General features: G+C 50.6%; 11 protein-coding genes and 3 pseudogenes. 2 read left to right on the top strand and 12 right to left on the bottom strand.

The features are described from left to right. Window positions 1–29 precede the first annotated feature (29 nt). The 8 genes and pseudogenes from VJ369_RS01760 to VJ369_RS01725 form a co-directional block, all read right to left on the bottom strand. Complete coding sequence (locus VJ369_RS01760; RefSeq protein WP_324090435.1) at window positions 30–1,706, bottom strand: glycosyltransferase family 4 protein; 1,677 nt, start codon at window positions 1,704–1,706, stop codon at window positions 30–32. Continuing rightward, window positions 1,706–2,902: a glycosyltransferase gene (locus VJ369_RS01755; RefSeq protein ID WP_324090434.1), complete on the bottom strand. Its 1,197-nt coding sequence runs from the start codon at window positions 2,900–2,902 to the stop codon at window positions 1,706–1,708. Before VJ369_RS01755 ends, VJ369_RS01760 begins: the two co-directional genes overlap by 1 nt. Before the next feature lie 42 nt (window positions 2,903–2,944). Then, window positions 2,945–4,153: a glycosyltransferase gene (locus tag VJ369_RS01750; protein WP_324090433.1), complete on the bottom strand. Its 1,209-nt coding sequence runs from the start codon at window positions 4,151–4,153 to the stop codon at window positions 2,945–2,947. Between the two features lie 32 nt (window positions 4,154–4,185). Then, window positions 4,186–6,954, bottom strand: coding sequence for a glycosyltransferase (locus VJ369_RS01745; RefSeq protein ID WP_324090432.1), 2,769 nt, complete (start codon window positions 6,952–6,954; stop codon window positions 4,186–4,188). Between the two features lie 6 nt (window positions 6,955–6,960). After that, complete coding sequence (locus tag VJ369_RS01740; protein ID WP_324090431.1) at window positions 6,961–8,217, bottom strand: nucleotide sugar dehydrogenase; 1,257 nt, start codon at window positions 8,215–8,217, stop codon at window positions 6,961–6,963. 213 nt (window positions 8,218–8,430) lie between these two features. Further along, entirely contained in the window at window positions 8,431–9,981 is a 1,551-nt protein-coding gene (gene metG / locus VJ369_RS01735; RefSeq protein WP_324090430.1) for a methionine--tRNA ligase, read from the bottom strand. 57 nt (window positions 9,982–10,038) lie between these two features. Continuing rightward, window positions 10,039–11,109, bottom strand: a complete 1,071-nt coding sequence (locus VJ369_RS01730; protein ID WP_324090429.1) for an NYN domain-containing protein — start codon at window positions 11,107–11,109, stop codon at window positions 10,039–10,041. Window positions 11,110–11,416: 307 nt separating this feature from the next. After that, window positions 11,417–11,771: pseudogene (locus VJ369_RS01725) on the bottom strand (IS3 family transposase); the annotation flags it as partial. On the opposite strand from VJ369_RS01725, the pseudogene VJ369_RS01720 reads away from it, so the two are divergent. Continuing rightward, window positions 11,772–12,084: pseudogene (locus tag VJ369_RS01720) on the top strand (IS3 family transposase); the annotation flags it as partial. A gap of 110 nt (window positions 12,085–12,194) precedes the next feature. Here VJ369_RS01720 and VJ369_RS01715 read toward each other — a convergent pair. Next, the gene (locus tag VJ369_RS01715; protein ID WP_324090428.1) at window positions 12,195–12,914 is read right to left on the bottom strand and encodes a DUF6270 domain-containing protein; all 720 of its coding nucleotides are present in this window, start codon (window positions 12,912–12,914) and stop codon (window positions 12,195–12,197) included. A gap of 66 nt (window positions 12,915–12,980) precedes the next feature. Between VJ369_RS01715 and VJ369_RS01710 the strand changes: the two genes are divergently transcribed. Then, on the top strand, window positions 12,981–13,874 hold the full coding sequence (locus tag VJ369_RS01710) for a hypothetical protein (RefSeq protein ID WP_324090427.1): 894 nt from the start codon (window positions 12,981–12,983) through the stop codon (window positions 13,872–13,874). A 528-nt stretch (window positions 13,875–14,402) separates the two neighbouring features. Here VJ369_RS01710 and VJ369_RS01705 read toward each other — a convergent pair. The 3 genes and pseudogenes from VJ369_RS01705 to VJ369_RS01695 form a co-directional block, all read right to left on the bottom strand. Then, entirely contained in the window at window positions 14,403–14,540 is a 138-nt protein-coding gene (locus VJ369_RS01705; RefSeq protein ID WP_324090426.1) for a hypothetical protein, read from the bottom strand. A gap of 569 nt (window positions 14,541–15,109) precedes the next feature. After that, window positions 15,110–16,324: pseudogene (locus VJ369_RS01700) on the bottom strand (integrase core domain-containing protein); the annotation flags it as partial. An 18-nt stretch (window positions 16,325–16,342) separates the two neighbouring features. Then, window positions 16,343–17,489: IS1634 family transposase (locus VJ369_RS01695; RefSeq protein WP_324090425.1), on the bottom strand; the 1,147-nt coding region annotated here is incomplete at its 5' end.

The following is a 17,489-nucleotide window of genomic DNA, read 5'->3' as shown; positions in this document are numbered from 1 at the left end:
TAAAGTTTGAAAAATGCAATTAATGCCGCCTACTTCTCGCTTCTTTCATCACACAACGAACTGTACAGAGTAGTTATTCTCTCCGCGTTGGCTGCCCATGTCCTCGTAGCCAGGACCTTCGTACGCCCGGCATGTCCCATCGCCGACCGCATTTCCTTGTCTTCCAATAAGATCCGAATCTTATCGGCAAGATCTGATTGGTCGCCTGCTGCGAAGAGCAAACCGTCCACACCATCATCCACGATCTCCCGTAACGCGGGAAGATCAGTAGCTACCACTGGTACTTCGAATGCCATGGCTTCTACTGGTTTAAGGGGAGTTACTGCACGCGTGACATCCAAATCGCGACGAGGAACAACGAAAACATCCAACGCTCGATGATATAGGCGAGCTTGGGTCTTCTCAACTCGGCCAGGGAATATTGTCCGCCCCTTGACACCAAGTTCATCGGCTAAATTGATGAGGCTCGTCCGCTCAGTTCCGTCGCCGACGATCACGATCCGCAATTTTGGATGGCGTGGTGCAAGTTCGGCAAACGCCCTAATAAGAAGGTCGAGTCCTTCGTAACCAACGAGACTTGAAACAGTACCAATCAGTTGCCAGTCGTCATCTAATCCGAGCTTCTTTCGGCTCGAGGATTTGTCTGGCACGTTCTCGATGAATTCCTCGCCGACTGCGTTCGGGCAAATCAGAATGCGCTGAGGATCCACACCAGCTGCGACCAGCTCGTCCTTCATGGTGCTTCCAAGAGTGATAACTGCATCTGCAGACTTCGCTATCTCTGCTTCCCTTGCTTTGAAGTTTACGTACCGGAAGGATTCCCTACTTCGATCTTCGCATCCGGACAGCCAAGTATCCGCAAGTTGTCCTCGAACTTCATAGACCCACGGAAGCTCCGCCTTTTGAGCAACGTCTTTTACCGACATGCCGTTTAAGAACTCGGTCGTAGTATGCAGGACTGACGGTTTAAACTTATCTACAGCTTGCGACAAAAGTTCTGACTGTACGGACAATCGTTCAGTTACTGTCGCCGGAAGTACCTTCGGCAGTAACCGGCGATAAGTTACCCCGTCGATCTCATCAGCGTCAGCGCTCGGTAATATTCCTACAATCCATGGATAACCAACTCGTGAAAATGGGACTACTTCCCATCCAGCCTTTTGAATGGACTTTAAAACACTGTGGCTTCGTTGTGTATATCCGCTATTGGTGAATGGGAGTGAATTAGTCAGCAGGTGCAAAACACGACGATCTTGAATATAGATATCCGTTAAAGACGTCTCTTGATCCGTCATCGCAACGGAGAGAACGGATATCTCCGAGGCATATTGTTTAGCTAAACGTCGCCCGGTCTTTCCAGCGTTTGTTGCTTCGGTAAGAGCAATCTCGTACTCGCCCAAGAATGCATGGATCCTAGCACGTGCACACAATGTTTTCGCATCGTGAAGGCCGCTGAGCAATGCGATAGCGTCATTCGGTTTACCGTCCAATAGGAGGATAGAGCTACGTATTCTTCTGGCAAAATCAAAACTCGCGAATTTTTTGGTCTCGAGAAGGCGACCAATCCGTTCACTGGCACTTAGGAAGATTCTGCTTGACGCAAAGCGACGTGAAACCATCAAGGCAAAGTGAACAGGGTCCTCTTTTACACCAGCCACGCCAATACGCGAAATTGCAAGTAATCCACGTACTCTAAGTGCCGACATCAAACTTTTCTTCCTTCGATTTGTTGATAGTGGGAATTAAGTAGACGGAAATACTCATGTCCCAACCGCTCAAGATCAAAACGCTCCTTGAACGCGCGTAGCGAGGCCGGATTTGGCTGCCATTCAATAATTTTTGAAGCGTCCGCCATCCACGAACTAGAAATTGAAAGAACATCGCCCGTGTAGCTAAATCCAAGTTCGTAAACCCGTATCAGATTCTTTGCTTCACCACTCACAAGACCCGTAATGTGGCATCCGTATCCTGCAAGCTCAAAAAGTTTTGAAGGCACAGTGTAGTCGAAACTTTCCCAGTCTTCGCGAAGAGAAACTAGACAGGTATCAGCCCAGTCGTACCATTCAAGAACGGTAGCACCTTTAACCGGCGGATAGAAAACTCTGCTAAGTCCTAATTCATCAGCGCGTGATTGCAATGCAGGTAGAGCCGACCCTTTACCTACGATTCGTAGATCCATCCAGTCTTTGGATACTGCTGCTATGTCCAAGGCCTTCTGGAGGCCTTGACTTTCGCCAAGATTTCCTAAATATAGAACTCGAAGTGGACGATGACTGGTGCCAGTCCGGGACTTACTTTTGCTGAACTGTCTGAATCGATATCCATTAGTTACGACTTCAACGTCTTTGCAACCGTTTTCGACCAACTTTGCGACATGCCCAGGCGTGACAGCCACAACCTTGGAAGCCGAGTTTTGCATACGAGTTATACACCGAACTGCCATTCGTTCTACCGCCTTCCAAGGGATCACCCCAGACTCTTCCAATAGTTCTGGCCAAGCATCCCGCATTTCAACGACGAGCGGAACCCTCCGTAGTTTGGAAACGATGTATCCAGCGACAAGAGTCGGCAGGGCCGGTACGGTAACAATGAGCAAATCTGGCTTCGGCGCACGAAGCGCACACGGAATCATGAATAGAATCATCAAGAACTGCACAAGCAGCTTGGAGTACCAGCGGAAAGCTCGGAATCGAAAACTGAACGAGTATAGAGAGAATTTCCCATGCACTTTATCCAGTGTGGCATCGCTCAACGGCGTCCACGTCTTATCCGACTGACGATTAGGCGCAATTACATCAACGTCGGCCCCATTCGCAAGAAAAGTTTCAATGAACGTCGACCATCGCCGCTGCGGAGGAGAGACTTCCGGACCGAATGAATGAGTTAGAAGTTGAATTCGCATGCTAATTATCTTTCATTCGTTTCCGGCGGCTGTTTGGGGCTTCTACAATCTTATAGTTTCGCTAATTGCTTGGGCCGCTTCCTCGCCACTATCGATGAATTGAGGGTATCCATCTGTCTGCGTTGTGCTATCGCACCCTCTCGAGGACCTATCCAGAAGAGCAGCAATATAAGTATAAATCTCGCTGTCTGATAGAGCGGTAAAGTGCTTTACATCATCGCATAGAGCGTCAGCACGTGTTTTCTGATCGTCTGTACTCGCGTTTAAATTGGGGATCACAAGTGACGGTACATCCCATTTTATGATTTCGTGGATGCTGTTATAACCAGCAGCGGAGACTACAAAGTCGAAGGCGCGAAGATATGGCGAAATCGGATATTTGCGTACAGTGATTGAGTTCTCGTCGCCTTGCACATGATTGCTTAGTGGAGACGACGCAATCACAGGCATAACTGCGCCTCTCGACTGCTCTTGAATTGCAGCGGTGACTTTCTGCCGAATGTCCGAAATGTCATTGATGTTCCCAGCACCCAACTGAACCAATGCGTAGTTACCATCAGGATCAAGTGCCAATTCTTCTAGCGCTGATTTTCTGGAGAGTAAAGCACTATTAGACAAAACGATGCCTTGAACTAAAGTTTGAGTCTTTCGATGAGAAAGGGGTCCGTCGTCCAGACGGTCTCCGACGTCCCAAGGTGTAAGAATTCGCGCGCAATAAGCTTCCATCTCCGGCAGCTGTTCGATACTGGCGGTCTTCTTCCAAAGTCCGCGACGTAACCAAATCAACTTCAAGCTTGGTTTTTTATCCAGTACATCGCGCAGGCCACGGTAAATCCAGGTTCCATCGAACACCACGGCGTCGAAGTGATTCCTCCGCGTAAGTACGTTGAAGAATTGGTAAAAGTTATTGTTCCAAAGTCGTGCAGGTTGTCCAGTTGTACCAGCGCTGGCGAAGTGAAGGTATTCGAAACCTTGCTGGGCAATAACTTCTGCGGACGTCGAGAGAGTGACGAAAGATGCGTGAAAATCTTCGCTTCCACTCTTTGCAACCGCCAAACAGCGAGTAATGTGCCCCATGCCTGCCCCATTGCTCGTTATGAAAAGCACATGTGGCATGTCCAGAGCCGGCTTCGAAAACGTAAGGTTCTCGACATTTCCGTTAAACAAGTTTTTATAAGTGGAAATTGCGCGCAGCCTATCGACTGTAAATCGTAGGCTACGCGCAACTGCCCTTAATGAGGTCGAACTCATGCAGATATATTTCCCATAAATTTCAGATGCGGTTAGGCAACGACCTGATTATCAATTGCGTCAAGTCGTTGCATAAGAGCATCGATTCCGTATCGAGTCGCAATGTAATTTCTAGCCTTGTCCGACTGCTCTTCATAGAGTGAGCGGTCCGCCCAATAGCGCTGGATTAGGCTTTCAACCTCATTGGCGTCAGCATAGATTGCGCCGTCACCAAATGTTGTTTCCATGTACGGCGGCAATATAACAACTTTGCCTGCCGCCATGGCTTCAGCAGTCGACATACCAAATGACTCGGTGAGCTTATCGTCGTGAAAGTATGCCCAGAAGTCAACAGAGCTCAGGAAATCATCCACTTCCATTGCACCAAATTCATGAACAGTAATTCCATCAGTTGCCGACTCTCCCAACTTCTTACGAAGTTCGTCAGCACCACCAAGGATTTTGGTCTCATAATTATCTGAGACGTATGCTGAACGGAAGGTGGTAAGACTTGATGGCCATTTCAGTCCATGATCTCGTGAGTGACGACCTAAAACTGGCTTCTTAGTGAAGTCCGGCGAAGGCGTACTTCCACTCGAAATAACACCAGGCCAAGTGCTCTTCAGCAGTCTCGACTCTGGAACCAGTGGCACTGATAGTTTCCGCGTTAGGTCAGACTCACCAATAACGAACGTCTCAGTCTTAAACAGACGGTCCATGTTCGAGATGCAAACTTCCAAATCAAACACCATGCCACTACCCCCTCTGTTAACTGGAGGGTTATTCACGATAAGGAGTGCCCGGTCTACAGTAATCTTGGAATCTGCTCGCTCCAAGTAAGTGACCACCGTCGGATGACGTACAATCAAAACTCGCACGTGTGCGACGTCACTAAGGCTGAGCTGCTCGGCCTGGCCGCGACGCTGGATTTCGAATAGAGCGTCGTTAATTGGCGTAGTTGGTTTGTTTAGTGGAGACTCCAAATGAATGAACCCTACACGTTTACCACTTTGCGCGACCGCTTTAATTTCCGCAAGGGTAAGCGTCGTAGTGCCACCGGGGAAGCGGAAGTCAGTTACGTAAACGACATCAAAAGTCCCTAAATCAGCACCACGTTTACCAGCCTCCATCGTAGAAGGAATCATGTACTCGCGATCCTGACCACGGTGAATACTCTCAGGATTCTGTCCGAATTCAGAGTGCCACTTTAGGTAACTAGCAAGATACAAAAGACGCGAAGGATCAACGAATCCACGACTCATTTCGCCTGCAGTCAATGAACCTTCACGAGTTCGAGTGAACGAAAGCGCCATATTTCCGACAGAAGGAATTGGTGTACCAAAACGCTGTACAACACGGTCACGGAATTCAGCATCGCCACCGCGATTAACAGTGTCCCAAGGGCCGATTTCTGCAAAGAGTGAACGGCGCACCATCAACGACGAGAAGTTTGGTTGTGCGAACTGCGGATTGTTATTAATCCGCAGGAACTTCAATTCATCGGTGGATCGTGCGTGAAGGGACATATTGCCCGGTACTTCAGGATTCTCTAGCAGATGCTTAACTTGCAAAGCGATCTTGTCTGGGTGTGACCAGTCGTCATCGTCATGAACCGTGATGAACTCACCTTGGGCAACCGCGAGGCCTGCGTTTCGGGCGCAGTAGGCGCCAAGGTTTTTCGCCTGACGCAAAACCTTAATTTTCGGGCTCATTGCTTCAGCTTCAACGAGGTACTGCTCGTACTCCATACCGGAGCAGTCGTCGACAACAATAATCTCCAGGTTGTCCCAAGTCTGTTCCAACAAAGAAATAAGTGCAGTCTTTAGCAACGCACCCCCTCGGAAAGAAGGCACTAGTACGGAGACTGTTGGACCGTCGGTGATCTTTTTAGCTTTGCTTCGCAAACGATCAATCGCAGCAAGCTCGTCAGACTCTTCAAGGCGAATCTCAGCGAGACCTTCCTTTGCAAAAAGCCCATTGAGCTCCTCCAGCCATCGCTCAGTAACTCCCGCATCGACCTGGTGCACCGAATTCAGACGAAGCAGCTCGCCTTGAATCGGGAACTTATTGCGGATACCAAAACGCTTAATAGCCTCGCGTTGTTTCTTCAGTTCACCGGTCTCGGTCAAAACCTCTACGTAGATCAGTCGATCGTTACGTCCAAGAGCCTTGATTCCGAAATAGCGTTCAACCAAATTAAACAGACGCGCAGAATCCTGCATGTCGCTTTCGAAGGCACGCTGATTTGCAGCAAGCCGAGCCAAGGTCAGAAGCATGTCCTTATTCCAAGAACGAACGACTTCCAAATGCTGACGCTCAATCATGCCCATGTCGGCGACGGTGAGCATCTCACGAAGGGGCTTGTACTTATACATCCCACTGGTAGCAGCCAAAGCAACCGCATCACGGACACGGACACTTTTCGAGCGAAGAGCAAAAGTTTCCATCTGCGGACGTACGTGTGGCATCCGTCGAGCCCACTCGTTGTCAAGTCCGACAGGCGGCAACGTTGGTCGAGGGGCAGCTTTTTCCGAATTCCCTGTCTCTCCGGTCATCCCCTCATAATTCGCTGGCACCACTCCGTAAGAAATCTCACCGACTTTAGCGTCAAGTTTCTTTAGCTGACGCCATGTTTGGCGGCTGAACAGAAGCAGTAGAAGTAAAGTTCCAAGAATCGCGATACCAAAGCCGATAGCAATTAAAACTGTCGACTGCAGTAGGCTTCCGCCTACCGCAACTATGAATCCGAATACGCTTGCTGCTAAAACAGCAACTTGCCAAGGCTGGAAACCTCGTAATTTTTTTAGCATTCGAGTGATCACTCTTCTTTAAAGGCGTACTGCAGCGTCGCCGGCCGAAACACCACGGGTGTCGAAGAACGACTTTGCGGCATTTGCCAGGGCGTCGACGTTGTAGTTGGCGTGGTTCTGCAAGAGAACAACTAAGTCAACATCAGCTACAGCTGCTTCCAGTGATTTAACGCGGTTGAACGACGTATCGCCAACGAACCATTCCTCGATCTTTGGATCGTGGAACGAGATATCTGCACCGCGCTCTAAGAACGCCTCTGCTACAGGCAATGCTGGCGAGTGACGCTGATCCGCGATGTTTGGCTTGTAGGTAACCCCCAGAAGTAGTATCTTAGCGTTCTTAAGTGCCTTGCCGGATTCGTTCAGGACATTCTGCACGCGGTCGACTACGTAGCGTGGCATCGAGCTGTTGATTTCTTCGGCAAGTTCGACAAAGCGGAATGGGTACCCAAGGGACTTGCGCACGGAGTAGCTCAAGTAGTTTGGGTCGATTGGAATGCAGTGTCCGCCTACACCTGGGCCAGGGTAAAACGCCTGGAAACCGAATGGCTTGGTCTTGGCCGCGTTAATTACGTCCCAGAGATCGATGTCCATGTCGTTGCAGAACTTGGACATTTCGTTGACCAAGGCAATGTTGATATGGCGGTAGGTGTTCTCCAGAAGTTTGGCAGTTTCAGCTTCTTTGGCGCCCTTGGCGCGGACTACAGAATCAATGAATTGGCTATAGAAAGCGACAGCCCGATCCCCGGATTCTTCGGTCATGCCACCGACAACCTTTGGAGTGTTCTTCAGTCCGTAAGTTGGGTTACCTGGATCGATTCGTTCTGGCGAAAAGGCCAAGAACAGATTCTGGTCCAGTACTGCACCATTCTCGGTCAAGATCGGTAAACAGATCTCTTCAGTCGTGCCTGGGTAAGTAGTAGATTCAAGGACAACCAGAGTTTCGCCCGACAGATTGTCGCGAATTGTCTTCGTTGCGCCGATAACTGCACCCAGGTCAGGGCTTCCAGCTTCGCCAAGCGGAGTAGGAACGCAAATTACCACTACGTCTGCATCTGCGATAACGGATGGATCGTTGCTAGCACGGTAACCCTTTTGCAACAACTCGGAGAGGTCATCGTTCGAGATATCGTCCACGTGGGAGATTCCGTTGTTGAGGTTCTCAACAACAGTCTTGTTCAGCTCGAGTCCGGTGACCTGAAGCCCGGCGTGAACGGCTCCCTGAGAAAGTGGAAGCCCAACATAGCCTTGGCCTACTACTACTAGTTTTTGCATATTTCCTATGCCCCTCTTTCTAATATTGTTCGTGCTTTGCCTGCTCGCGAGTTGACGTTCACAGCTCGAAATTCAACTCACAATTGCAACGAATCTTCAGCTGAGACGATCAAGCCTCGTTCATTCTAACGTACTTAGATTTACTCGCTTTTACTCGAAAACGATACTCAACGGTAATCCTTGATACCTTATTTGCCGCACATTGGTGTGTGGCTACTTCAATTCTTCATACCGAGGGAATACCGGTGCCGGCACCGGAAGCTCGGTTCCTGGAACCAAAGCGGTGCCGAAGTTCTCGAAGTTACGCGCGGTGCCCTGACCGACAGCCAAAAGGTCAAGCATGCTGGTCATAGTTTGCGGCAAAACAGGCTGCAGCAGCAAAGCCACCTTGCGCACGATTTCAATGGTGACATAAAGAACCGTTTCCATACGCGCTGGATCAGTTTTCTTCAGCTTCCAAGGTTCTTGATCCGCAAAGTACGCATTGGTGTCGCCCAAGACGTGCCAGACGGCTTCCAGAGCTCGGCTGAAGTCTTGACGTGTGTACGCGTCACGGTTGAGTTCCAAGAGCTCTGAAGCTGCAGCCATAATCTGCTCATCAGCTGGCAAGAGCTGTCCAGGAGTCGGCACGACTCCCCCGCAGTTCTTGGCAACCATGGATAGCGAACGCTGAGCGAGGTTTCCAAAGTTGTTTGCGAGGTCACCGTTGATGCGCGCAATGATAGTGTCATGGTTGTAGTTTCCGTCGGCGCCAAAGGTCACTTCGCGCAGGAAGAAGTAGCGCACCTGGTCAAGACCGTAACGTGCAACAAAGTCATCCGGAGATACGGTGTTGCCCAGAGACTTGGACATCTTCACACCGTTATTGTGCAAGAAACCATGGATCATCACGCGCTTGGGAACCGACAACTTTGCCGACATCAAGAATGCGGGCCAGTAGATCGCGTGGAAGCGCGAAATATCTTTTCCAATTACATGGACATCGGAAGGCCAATACTTCTGGAAGGATGCAGAATCCACATCTGGGAAACCGGCACCGGTCAGATAATTGGTCAGTGCGTCAACCCATACGTACATCACGTGCTTCTCGTTGCCTGGAACAGGGATTCCCCAGTCGAAGGTAGTACGCGAAATAGAAAGGTCGGTCAGGCCGCCTTCAACAAAACGAACAACTTCGTTAAAGCGTGAACGTGGGGCACCAAAGTCTGGATTGTTCTCATAGTGGGCCAAGAGCTTGTCCTGATACTTAGAGAGCCGGAAGAAGTAGGACTCTTCCTCGGTCCAAGTAACCTCGGTGTCGGTTTCCGTGGCGTAACGGATTCCATCGTCGCGGACATCAGTTTGCTCTTCGGTGTAAAAAGCTTCGTCACGCACCGAATACCAGCCGGCGTACTTATCCAGGTAAATATCGTCGTTAGCTTCCATCCGGCGCCACAGCTCCTGTGCCGCAGCATGGTGGTCAGCGTCGCTGGTGCGGATGAAGCGGTCGTAGCTGGTACCCAACTCGTCATTCATCGCTTGAAAGGCGTCAGAGTTACGCTGCGCCAGTTGAGCGGGGGTAATTCCCTCCTTTTCAGCAGTCTGCATCATCTTCTGACCGTGTTCATCGGTACCGGTCAAGAAGAAGACGTCATATCCGTCCAAGCGCTTAAAACGCGCCATGGCATCGGTAGCGACTACCTCGTAGGCGTGCCCGATATGCGGGGTACCGTTGGGGTAGGAGATTGCTGTGGTGATGTAAAAGGGTTTCTGCTGAGAAGTCACGATACAAATTTACCTTAGTCAGTATTGGAAGCTTGATTCATTAAAGCGATCATCTCGTCACATGATTTGATCTAGGTAATCCCAGAAGGCTCCGCGAAGTGTCCGGCGAATCGTTTGCTGGTCGGTTTTCCACTCCCCCAAAACCTGGGCGCAGTCTTTCAGCAAGGTGCGGTCAATCTCCGGCGGCAGCTGTGGCTTATCTGCAACGAGTTCAACGACTTCGGCTTGCGTGGTGCTGGCCAGCCAAGACTGAGCTACTTTGGCACCAATCTCTTCGGCTGCCGTGAGCTCCTTTTGTTCATAAGCTGCTTGTCCGTGGAATCCGGAACGCTCACTATCCGAGGAATACACCATTTCTGGTTGCATCACTGGTTCTGCGCTGCGAACAGGCTGGGCCTTTTGCGCCAACATTGCCGGTGTCGGAATACCAGGTTTAGGAGATGCGGCGGGTTTAGCGGTGGGTGCGGCGGCAACCAGTGCGGTTTTTGCGCAGTTGTCCTTATCCCAATCGATAATACGAGTAAACGAACTATCTATTATTGAGTCAGGCATGACTTCGATAGCGTCTGCGGTCAGGGCTAAATGCTCGGCTACCGAGGCAACGCCAAGTCGGCTCTGATCCTTTTGCAACCCAAGCAGGACTACTTTCATGCCTAAGTCTTGGGCTTCTTCTACCGCTTCGGCCAGATCATCATCACCTGAGACTAAGTAAGCGACAGATGCGGAGCCATGACGGGCAACACCGACCAGGTCGAGTGCTAAGCGAAGGTCGACACCTTTTTGCTCACCATTATAGGAAATACGTCCCAAGCGAACTTTGACACCCGGGATCAGCCCAATACGCTTATGCTGCTCAGTAAAAAGACCGTCCTTGGAAGCGTCATACCAGTAAACACGTAAGTTATTAAGCCCTGTATTCTTCTTGACAGTTTGAACTATCCCACGAACTAACGACTCATAATGTGTAGTAAAGGCCGAGCGCAAGGTTGTTCCTGCAACCCTGTGGCCGCCTAAAGATAATAAGAACCCGGCATCAACAAATATGGCAGTTTGATTCATCATACTTTTGATACTACCCAATCTATCGTCATAAATAGCCGCCTCACTGCCCCCAAGATTCCCCGACACTCTGCGGCTTCTACAACGCACCACCCATAAAAAATCCCCTTTTTCCATGCTTTGAATTGTGAAAATAAAACAAAACCCAAAGTACCGAATTAATGGGTATACACCTAAACCACCTCACCACACGGTGACCGATCAACATAGAATGTATCGGCAAGTCCGATCTAAAACCAAAGCTCTTGCGGACCACCCGTCAACGACCAATAGTTCTCTAAACAACCTCACGTTGAGTGAATTGCTAGCGGGGCCACACAAACTGGCGGCTCGGAAATTTTCGAGTAAAATGAGACCACCAAGTCTTAGACCAACATTTTTCCCCTTCTTCCTGCTTGAGCGGTTCGTTATTCCAAGTCACTTCAGGCAGTAACATTTTCTTCAATAGCCGGTTCTTTCCAAACCGTTCAGGATGCTCCGCCCATGCTTTCTCCAACGCCGCTAGGCGCTGGCCATCCACCTGCCCAGTCATCCCGAAATGCACGTCCGCATGAGTATGAAACACCAACCGGCGAATGACGATGCTCAGTGTTATACGCATGAACAAACCGGCCCAAAAAATCCCGGGCATGCTCCAACGAACCAAACCGCTCAGGAAATACCGGCATATACTACAATGCCTTAAACCAAGAATCGCTATTATCCCGAATTCGGGATAATAGCGGGGCGCTTTCAATACTTTGAAATATGCTTCTGAATTCCCTAAACGATTCCATTCTTTGAGCGCGATGCAGCAGTTTAGTAGGCGAGTTCGTGCAGTGGAACACCCATGCTCATCACCATTCCGGCAATAATTTATACACGTCTGCCGATGTTCATGTCGGGTCAGCTGGCAGGTTGCCGGTGAAGCATTCAGAGACGTTGGCTGTCGCTCGTGACAAGCATCCTGAACGGTTTAGTTCATCGCGGGATCCGAGGTTCTTAGCGATGCCGAAAGCTGCAAGGATTAATAATTCGATAAATCAGTCAGTTCAAGCCGCTTGAGTGTTATTTAAACTCGTGGTTGGTACCGTGTGACTTGAAAATTCCGGATCCATCAAAATTTAAAAGGCTGAGCTCAAAGCCAAATAAAATACAATGTCTAAGCTGCCTGTTTATGTCCTAATTGCATTGGATAAGTTAGTTAACATAGCAAGGTAAGTAGCATCCACATAGTGAAACGGAGCGGGCCCCCATCTATGACCGTCCGTGCGCGAGATAGTATCGCTTTGCGAGGTAGGTACAACGGTAACACCGGACTGCGACGCGTAGTCTAAGTATCGATCAGCATCACGGTTAAACTGCTCAGCAGTTTCAGCCTGACCATTATAGTTTTGCCCGAACTCGTCCTCAACGGCCCAAGGTGTCGCGTTCAAGAACAACCGATCGGCGAGTCCACTCCGTTTCAGAACTTTTAACAACTCGTCTAGACCACGTTTCCAAAGCTTAAAGTGCTCATCGGCGCCGAAATTGATGAATCGACCGAACGGCCCCGGATGGATACCTTCGGCTATATGATCCCGGGATCGCGTAACCAATCCGCCTGTCTTAACCAGTTTGACTCCGAGCCTCTCATCGCAGATGTCCCAAATGATTACGTCTGGATTGGTTCTTGCGATTTCGAACCGTAGGTTACCCTCTACATCGCCTCTGGTCATTGTCCGCTGAAAGTTCGAAGCTACTTTAGAGAAGTCGAACTCAGATGTCTCAACTTTGCGGAACGCGGAGATTAGGGATTGACGGGCCACATAACCGGCCAGCTCAAGGCCGTAGTCTTTGAAAAAAGGCTCAGAATCGCGAGTGACGCAACTGCCATAGATAAATACTCGTTTCATGGCATCAATCCTAACGGATGAGCCGTTCGTTCTGCTCCATGAAGCCCTCGATTGTAGAATTGGAAGGTGACTTCAAAGATCAACTCAAAAACAGGCCTGCGCGAAACCCACCACGATTACTATGGTGTCCCTCAGGTTAATCAAAAGAGCCTTAACATGCTTCGGCTCACCGGACAGCCCACGGCAGTCCATTCGGCGCCCATAGGCAATGGAATGACCTTGGATTTTTACTCAACGCTAAGGGCCTCGAATGAACTATTTGTAGTTTTTCATGGTGCTAATACCTCGAAGAATCACTTCTACCCTAGATTCGAACGAGTCCACTCGATGCAGTCGAGCGTCAAGTCCTTTATGGCATTCGCTGATCCAACTATTCAGATGGGTCTGAAACAGGATATGTGGTTGTCTTGGTTCCTAGGTGGACCTTCGTTTGATCCCCTTCCGTTGATCTCAAGGGTGGTCCATAAAGCGCTGGGGAGAACCGGAGCCAAGTACGTGGCCTTCGTCGGTGGATCTGGTGGCGGGTACGCTGCCCTCCGCGCGTCAGCAGCTTGGCCTGGATCTTTGGCATACATACAAGATCCCCAAACGCAGATTCACCAATATGTGCCTTCTGTGGTTTCGAAGTACTTCAACACTGTATGGCCCGGCTGGGATTCTGAACAGCTCATGGCTGCTTTCCCAGAGCGATTCAACATGGTAGACCACTACGCGACTCTCCAACCACGAAACTTTGTTTACTATGCACAGAGTCAATCTGATACGGCGCATGTGGCCAACCACTTTGCGCCTTTTGCTAAAGTCCACGGAATGGACCCTGTGGCTGGTATGAACTCTGCCAAGAATCGGCTACTCGCACTGTACGAGGGAAAAATTAGCGGACACGCAAAAATTACTGCCTCGGAATACGCTCTGCACTTTAGTAATGCAATTCAGTTTTGGCGTGAAGGAAGGAAGTGAAAATAACTATGTCGAGACCTAAATGAACTTACTGACTCTCCGACGAAATTAATCGATGAACAACGAATTCTTAGACGAGGAAGATCTCAAGACATGCGCCTGACAGGGAGGAGAGCTAAGAATACCCGAGCATGGAAGCATGGAATCCGCTCTGCCCCAGAACCAGCCCTGACGCAATCCATCAGAAAGTCCCCAAATTAACTGCCCTGAAGGTTATGTCCACGCCATCCGAACAAATCAAGGGAGCAGGCGCCTAGGCACCAAGGCGATCTACTCCTCATCGAACACATCACTACTTCTACCGGCGGGGTGACACGGATCTAGAACAATGAACTCGCCAAAGAATCTAGCAAAGATCACGCGACTAAAGATACTAGTAACAACCGATGAATCGAAATTTGCAAGTACGCAAACCACGTTAGAGCCGTTCAGGGGCTTAGCCCACGCCGAGGGAATGATGAATGATCACAGTTATCACGTTTCGCTCACCGGTCCGTAGTGTCTCAAGTCAATATGCTCGCGTAATCTCTAAGAAACCTGCGCCTGGGTCTTCGCCTCCTCGAGCCGAATGAGCTCCCGTTGCAACTGCAGGATCCGCCGGGTCAGCTCAGCCAGATCCGTTTCCCAATTCAACCGGTCCAGAACTTCGCGCTGCGGTGGCAACATCGCTCCAGAAAACCTCAACCGGCCTGCCGGCGTGCACGGCGCATCAGAGGTCCGCATCTGCCTCCCTGACAGGCCGATCTTGTATCCCACGGCCTTAGTCGTAGGAGTGAACAGGTTCTTGTGCAAGTTTACTAACGGCCATAAAGCCTTCAATACCGCCAACTCTCAGGGCGTGTCATACCGGTAATAGAACGCCTCCTTCCGGACGATATCCCCGTTTTTCTGCTGGACGAAAGGATTGTCATTTGAATACCGTGGACGCGAGCGCGTAACCTGCAAGTTATTGGTTTCCACCCAAGCTTGTACGGCAGTTTTCAGAAATTCTGATCCATGGTCGCTATGAATTAAGTACAGTTCACAGTGGAATGAACGCTTGGTTTCGTCTAGGCATTCAGCTGCCAAATAGCGCGAGTTGGAACTAATGTTCTGACGACGTGGTGTGTTATCTCGTCACATCGTGGACACCGAATCTCATGACTTCGTGGACAACCAATCTCATGACTTTGTGCACAAGTACCACCAGCCCTCCTACGCCCGTCGGAGAGCTGGTGGACAGTCGAAGATCTCGATCAATCACCAGTGAAAACATGCGGCATCTGCGTTGCCCGCTGTGCATACTCTTTCCTGTAATGCTCCGCTTTACTTTCCCACTGTGCTGACGCATTCAACATCTGAATTCCCCGAATCGCGTACGACGGAATGAACTTACCGCTCCTATACAAAGCCGTCAGCGGCAAAGGGAACGACATGAAAACTTCCCTGGTGTCAGGATCCGAGGGAAGAAATTCTTCGTCAGTCACCATCCGATAATACTGGCGGCCTGCCAGCATTGACGGGACAGAAATATGCAGTGCTTTGTAGTAGACTTTCCGTTGATCTTTCACGAAGTCAACCAACATCTGAATTGCTGCCACCCCCGGAGCAGGTTCCTCGAATAAACCAGGATCGATGATTTTTCCCGTTTTGGATACCGCAATAGTAGCCTTGCCCAACGCAATATGCTTGAGCCTGCGGTGACTCAGATACTCAGCGGCTTTAGCTTGCAGCACGGACAAATGTAGCGGCTCCATTGCTGGGGTATGCGCCAAGGTCTGCCAAGCGATTTCGGGTGTCGACTGGTTCAACTCCTGGTCCGGCCGCCGACGGTTGTAATGCTCACGATATCTAGTGATCAGCCTACGCATGTCGGCAAGATCTTGCGGTTTATTCGCTACCAAGAAGCGATTCAAGGTCTGATGGGACCGCTCGTTCTTGCTTTGCGTGGTAGGCCTGCCTGGGAGGCCGCTGATTGGCATGGCCCCCTTGGAAGCAAGGAACAATTCCACCGCTCCGATCCTCCCGCTGCGCAATTGATTGAACGCCTTGGAATTATCACTGAGCAACTCTTTGGAAGCCCCATAGGACTTGATGGCGCGAGCGATCACATCCTGTGCGTCATGGCTGTTTTCGTGCTGCTGGTAAGCCCAGAAACCTACATCAAAACGTGCTGCGTCGTCGGGCAGCTGGTAAACAGTGACGACTTTGCCATCGCCAGTACGAAATTCGAAGGCATCGAGCTGCCACAAGGCCATGGCTGAAGAGCGGGCAAACGGCAAATACGAAGATTGCGGACGTTTGCGTGGATTCCGGTCAACATGACTCACACCAGCCAGCAGGCGAGCGATCGTTGCAATTGAAGGGACGATTCCGCCGGGGAAGGAATCTTTGATCGTTGCTTCGTAGTGAATAGTTTTCGGCCCGTAGTCCCACCCGTCGGTCTTGAGCTGTTTACGGATACGGACCAATCCTGTTTCGTGCCACTGTTAGTGACCCTTTCTCAAAACGCCAATCACCGCTTCGAATTCAGCAGGAACCAACGCATCAAAAGTCATCTCACCGCCGTTGATCAGCACCCGCGAGCCGCGTAACCCCTTCAGATCCGTGATTAACCGTTTTAACGGCAGCCCAGACAGCTCCTGCAGATGCCGGCCAATAGCCAAAGCAGCAAAGACAACCGTCAAGTGGGCATCGATAGAATCCTTTTCACGGTGGAAGATCGGCTTGGCCCGAAGATCCGACTTCGTCATCCTGAACGAGGCCTCCACCTGCCACAAATCGTGATACGCACTGATCACCCGCGTGGCAGGTACCGATTCGACCGGCAGATTGGTGACGTAGCCTTTCAACCCGGCCAGCATCCTGGCTCGTTCGATGATTTTCTCGTCCAGCTCTTTCTCGGCCCCGGATACTTTAAGGAACCGCACCTTCTTCATCGGCGATTTGCCCTCGGCCACAGCCAGGGCCTTGCGTTCCATGAGGTTGATATTCCGGTTGTCCCTGGCAAAACGCTTCGCTGACCACTGATACACCACCCTGCGCTCCCGCGCGTTCTTCCCCGTGCCCATCTGACGGGTGGATTCGACGACCTGCCCGTTGGTGAACCGGTTGCCTTTAGTCTCGAAATGTTCTTGAAGATCATACGGAGCTTTGGTCAGGCGAGAGCCGACAATGAACGTGAACCCGGCGTCCTCGATCGCCTTCAGGTTGTTGGCCGAAAGCATGCCCGCGTCAGCCACGACGACCAGGTCGGTGATGCCGTGGCGTTGTTGGAACGCTTCGAGCACGGGGATGATCGTAGTGGTTTCGGCCTTGTTCCCCTCGAACATGTGCAGTTCCAGCGGGAATCCTGCCGGATCCACGAGCAGTCCGACCTGGATTTGCGGGTCGACGCGGCGTTCCTTGCTCATGCCTACTTTGCGCAGTTTGTCTTCGTCTTTCGCCTCGAAATGTAATGTGCTTACGTCGTACATCACCAACGATGCTAGGCCTGCAGTTGCCGCCCGGTAGGCGACCATGGCTTTGGCCAGTTGGTCGCGGTAGTCCTTGTCGATACAGGTGCCCAGGCTACGGAACAACGTGCGCAATGAAGGGTGGGGTGCATCAATTTGCTGGAGCACACGAATGCTCTGT

It is taken from the genome of Glutamicibacter sp. (assembly GCF_035257265.1).
Classification (GTDB): Bacteria; Actinomycetota; Actinomycetes; order Actinomycetales; family Micrococcaceae; genus Glutamicibacter.
Note: the sequence above shows the minus strand (reverse complement) of the source record. Positions and strands in the feature narration are given on the sequence as shown.

Bases quoted from the DNA above. Each gene is read 5' to 3' on its own strand.
- VJ369_RS01740 (WP_324090431.1), bottom strand. From the start codon at position 8,217: ATGCAAAAACTAGTAGTAGTAGGCCAAGGCTATGTTGGGCTTCCACTT.
- VJ369_RS01755 (WP_324090434.1), bottom strand. From the start codon at position 2,902: ATGCGAATTCAACTTCTAACTCATTCATTCGGTCCGGAAGTCTCTCCT.
- VJ369_RS01750 (WP_324090433.1), bottom strand. From the start codon at position 4,153: ATGAGTTCGACCTCATTAAGGGCAGTTGCGCGTAGCCTACGATTTACA.
- VJ369_RS01705 (WP_324090426.1), bottom strand. From the start codon at position 14,540: ATGTTGCCACCGCAGCGCGAAGTTCTGGACCGGTTGAATTGGGAAACG.
- VJ369_RS01760 (WP_324090435.1), bottom strand. From the start codon at position 1,706: ATGTCGGCACTTAGAGTACGTGGATTACTTGCAATTTCGCGTATTGGC.
- VJ369_RS01715 (WP_324090428.1), bottom strand. From the start codon at position 12,914: ATGAAACGAGTATTTATCTATGGCAGTTGCGTCACTCGCGATTCTGAG.